Consider the following 3,454-nt stretch of genomic DNA (forward strand, 5'->3'; position numbering starts at 1 on the left):
GGTAACTCAGAACTGTTCTTGTTTCGGTCGCAGCCGTTGTCGGCGTGCGCCGAACCGGTGAGTGAAAAGACACCGATTGCGATCGGCACTGGCGTAACGCTCGACCAGATATCGACTACATTGAGGGCGCGTTTTAGTTTAGATTATCCACTCTGGGCACGATTTTTCGCCAGCGTGAAGCCACTTTCCGATGCGCTCCCTTGTAAAGCAGGAGGATAGACATGCGATCGTTTCAACGCATTGCAGTGGGCATCGCATTCTCCGCGCTGATGGCGGCAGGCGCGACCGGCGCCGGCGCCGAAGACGAGCCGCTTGGCGTTCGGCTGGTCAATCAAATGAACGCACTTTACGGCCAGCATGCGGGCGTTCGCGCGAACCACGCCAAGGGCGCCGTGTTTGAAGGCACCTTCACGCCGGCACAAGGCGCCGACACTTTTAGTTCGGCTGCCTTTCTCAAAGGTGCTCCCACTCCGCTGGTCGTTCGCTTCTCAAATGCGGGCGGCGTCCCTGACGCGCCCGACACCCACCCTTCGACCGACCGTATCCGCGGCATGGCGATCAAGTTTCGCCTCTCGGATGGCAGCGAGCAAGACATAGTCTGCATATCGGCAAACGGGTTTCCGGTGGCGACTGGAGAGGATTTTCTGGCTCTGCTTCAGGCGGTCGGCGCGAGCGGTCCCGACGCGCCCAAGCCGACGCCGGTCGAGAAATTCTTGTTGACCCATCCAGCCGCATCAGCGTTTGTCGCCACGCCTCGGCCCGTGGCGGTCAGTTACGGCACGCAGCCCTTCTTCGGCGTTAACGCGTTCAAGTTCACCAATGCGCAAGGAACAAGCAAGTTCGGCCGCTACCGTATCGTGCCCGAGAGTGGCCCCGCCTACGTGAGCGACGAGGAGGCGACGAAGCGCCCTCCGAATGCATTAGCCGACAACCTACGGGCATCGCTCGAAAAAGGGCCTGTCAAATTCCATCTTCTGGTACAGGTTGCCGCCACTGATGATCCAATTACGGATGCCACGAAAGTTTGGCCGGACAGCCGGTCGACGGTAGAACTTGGCGAAATCGCGGTCATCAAGGCGTTGGATACGAAGAAGGTCGAGAACGAGTTGCTGTTCTTACCGACCAATGTGACAACCGGCATCGATGCTTCGGATGACCCGATCATTAATACACGCACCGAGGCCTACGCCGAATCGTTCGGCCGCCGTACCAAATAGGTCGTCCGACGTTTCCGTGGCGCTCGTAGCGCGATGGGCGACAATCATGCACGGCAAAACCTTCCCGCACGGGCGCCGAAAAGCCGGATACGGATCGTAGCGATCATCCGCTGAAGAACGGCCGACGGCACGAGCACATGTTCGCGGGCGGCTTCGCGATGCAGCCGTCCTGGTGCTTGATGAAGAACGTCGAGTTCTACGCCCCGGTCCGCCTCTTCCTGGCAGAGAAGGACGAGGCCACCAGCCCCGTCCTCTGCGGCCAGTGGCCGAGAGCAAGCGCTCGATCCCCGTGAAGACGGTGCTGTGGAAGGGGGCGCACCACGGCTTCGAAGACCGCGAACCGATCCACGCGTTCCATGGCTACCATATCGGGTACAATGCCGCGGCTGCGGAAGGCACCATCCAGGCGATCATCAGTGCGTTGAACGAGGCCAAGAAAGCGGAGAACTGACCACGCAGAGCCGCACAGCCTGATGGATTGCGAGGACGGCCGAATGGGGGCTTACTGCGTTAAGTCCGGCTGGACGACTTCTGCTTTTGGGCCCGTTTGAGACATGCCAACCGGTTCTGAAGATGTCCGTTAATCCGGGTATACCGGAAGTGGCCGGGCCACCGTCGAAACGGCGCTCATGACCCATCTGCGACATGGCCAGGTTCAGCCGACCAGCTGGCAGTGGCCGCTGATGACAGTACCGTCGCGTTTATGCGCCTTAAGCGTGCCGTCGACGCGGTTGATGAAACCTTGCCAGACAGCGGTCGGGTCGAACAGATGTTGCCAAATGTTGCCAAGCGTAAGCGCCGTCTCAAAGAACAAGTGCGTATCCGTGACGTGGACGGCCAAATTGCTTCCGAATGTCCGAGAGTGCATCGTCCCCTCGTCCAGATTAACGGTGACCTGTTCCCCGTTTACGTAGACCGAGTTGCGCTCGCCACCCGCAAGGCCCCGCGCCCAGCATTTCAGATCGATCGTCTCGGCATGTGCAGCCGTTGCAGCTAGCAGCGCTGCGACGATGATGGTTGCTTTCAGCTTCACAGTTATCTCGTCGCTTTGTGACAGCCCTGCCGGGGGTTCGGACACGGCAGGACATTCGATGACTTTGCCGAAATTTCGGTGTCGCCTTCGAAGGATGTGCAGAGGACTCAGTCGTTCAGAGATGAGCACGCGGCAATAGCCATCCCATGATCTTCTGATACGGATCGCGACGACTGCGGACGAATGCGTTCTCGTTCTGCTGAGCGGCGGTCCTGGCGAATTCAGAAATCCCCTCCATAGACTGCCGTTTATCCTTCGGAAGCTTCGCCCATTGGCGAATGATCTTCCGGCGGGCTTCGCGTTGCTTTTCCCTTACGTCAGGCATCGGGACGCTCCTTGAAGAGGATTATTCCGGTCGACCTAGTATTGTTTGGGCTCACTGGAACTTCAACGTCCAATCAAGAACTCTTAGCCCCTTTGATCGTGCAGCGCTATACACGGGAGCTAGTCTCATATTGGCTTTGCAGGCCCGCCGCCCTAGAATTGCGGCGATCGCAGGACGGGCGAAATGCAGTATGTTTGCGACGCGCCGAAGGGCAAGACCTGGTTCCGTATCGAGACGGAAGGTGAAGCGATGCATGAGTCGCGCCTGATGGGCCACACAGTTGAGAAGTATTTCCGCCGCGAGCGGGAGAAGGCAATCCAGTCCTGGCGTCCCGAGCGGCCCAACGCGATCGAGCGCGACATCGGCCTCGAGGCCCATGTACAGCGAGAGATGCCGCTTTTCCTCACGCTGCGCGACAGGGAGGGCAATGCACTAACTACAGCGATGCTGCCACCGGGTGGCAAGGATCGCGGCGGGTTCCAGATCATCATCGTTGCCGCATCCAATGCCGATCCTTATCCTCAGCAGGATGCGGCCATCGCTGCACTGGGAGCGCATTTCGGTCTCACACTCGACCGCAACCGCTGCTTCCCCTACGGCCGCTAAGGAGCCTGACAAGTATCGCCGCTTGATTGGAGCGATGTCGGCTCATGGCCCCCGAGCTAAACAACGCGACAGCTGCTGCCATGTCGGCTAGTTGTAGGAACCGGACGCCACAGGATCGTTGGGCTGACCGCCGCTTTTGACCCTGGCTGTGTGAAAACACTGAGCTTCTGTTATGATTCTCCTGTGATTCTTTGGGGGAATCGATGAGGCGCTTCGTTGAAGAGGCGGATCGTGGGCAGCGAACGCTGTTGCCCGAATGCCTCGATGACTTCA

Annotated in this window: 6 protein-coding genes; 4 read left to right on the forward strand and 2 right to left on the reverse strand. The window is 59.2% G+C overall.

The features are described from left to right. From AC629_RS47965 to AC629_RS46150, 3 genes are all read left to right on the forward strand, one after another. On the forward strand, positions 1–219 hold a 219-nt coding region (locus AC629_RS47965), incomplete at its 5' end, for a hypothetical protein (protein WP_210419187.1). A gap of 2 nt (positions 220–221) precedes the next feature. Further along, positions 222–1,217, forward strand: a complete 996-nt coding sequence (locus AC629_RS40340; protein WP_084810236.1) for a catalase family peroxidase — start codon at positions 222–224, stop codon at positions 1,215–1,217. 262 nt (positions 1,218–1,479) lie between these two features. Then, positions 1,480–1,668, forward strand: coding sequence for a hypothetical protein (locus tag AC629_RS46150; RefSeq protein WP_143199825.1), 189 nt, complete (start codon positions 1,480–1,482; stop codon positions 1,666–1,668). A 204-nt stretch (positions 1,669–1,872) separates the two neighbouring features. On the opposite strand, the gene AC629_RS40345 is transcribed toward AC629_RS46150, so the two are convergent. Both AC629_RS40345 and AC629_RS40350 read right to left on the reverse strand, forming a co-directional pair. Then, positions 1,873–2,250, reverse strand: coding sequence for a hypothetical protein (locus AC629_RS40345; protein WP_143199826.1), 378 nt, complete (start codon positions 2,248–2,250; stop codon positions 1,873–1,875). A gap of 115 nt (positions 2,251–2,365) precedes the next feature. Then, a complete protein-coding gene (locus tag AC629_RS40350) occupies positions 2,366–2,575 on the reverse strand; it encodes a hypothetical protein (RefSeq protein WP_063707793.1) in 210 nt (69 codons plus the stop codon). A 183-nt stretch (positions 2,576–2,758) separates the two neighbouring features. Here AC629_RS40350 and AC629_RS40355 point away from each other — a divergent pair, with 183 nt between their 5' ends. Continuing rightward, positions 2,759–3,181 carry a hypothetical protein gene (locus AC629_RS40355; RefSeq protein WP_084810238.1) on the forward strand — a complete coding sequence of 141 codons (423 nt, stop codon included), beginning with the start codon at positions 2,759–2,761 and terminating at the stop codon, positions 3,179–3,181. Positions 3,182–3,454 lie beyond the last annotated feature (273 nt).

This window comes from Bradyrhizobium sp. NAS80.1, from assembly GCF_001908205.1.
GTDB lineage: Bacteria > Pseudomonadota > Alphaproteobacteria > Rhizobiales > Xanthobacteraceae > Bradyrhizobium.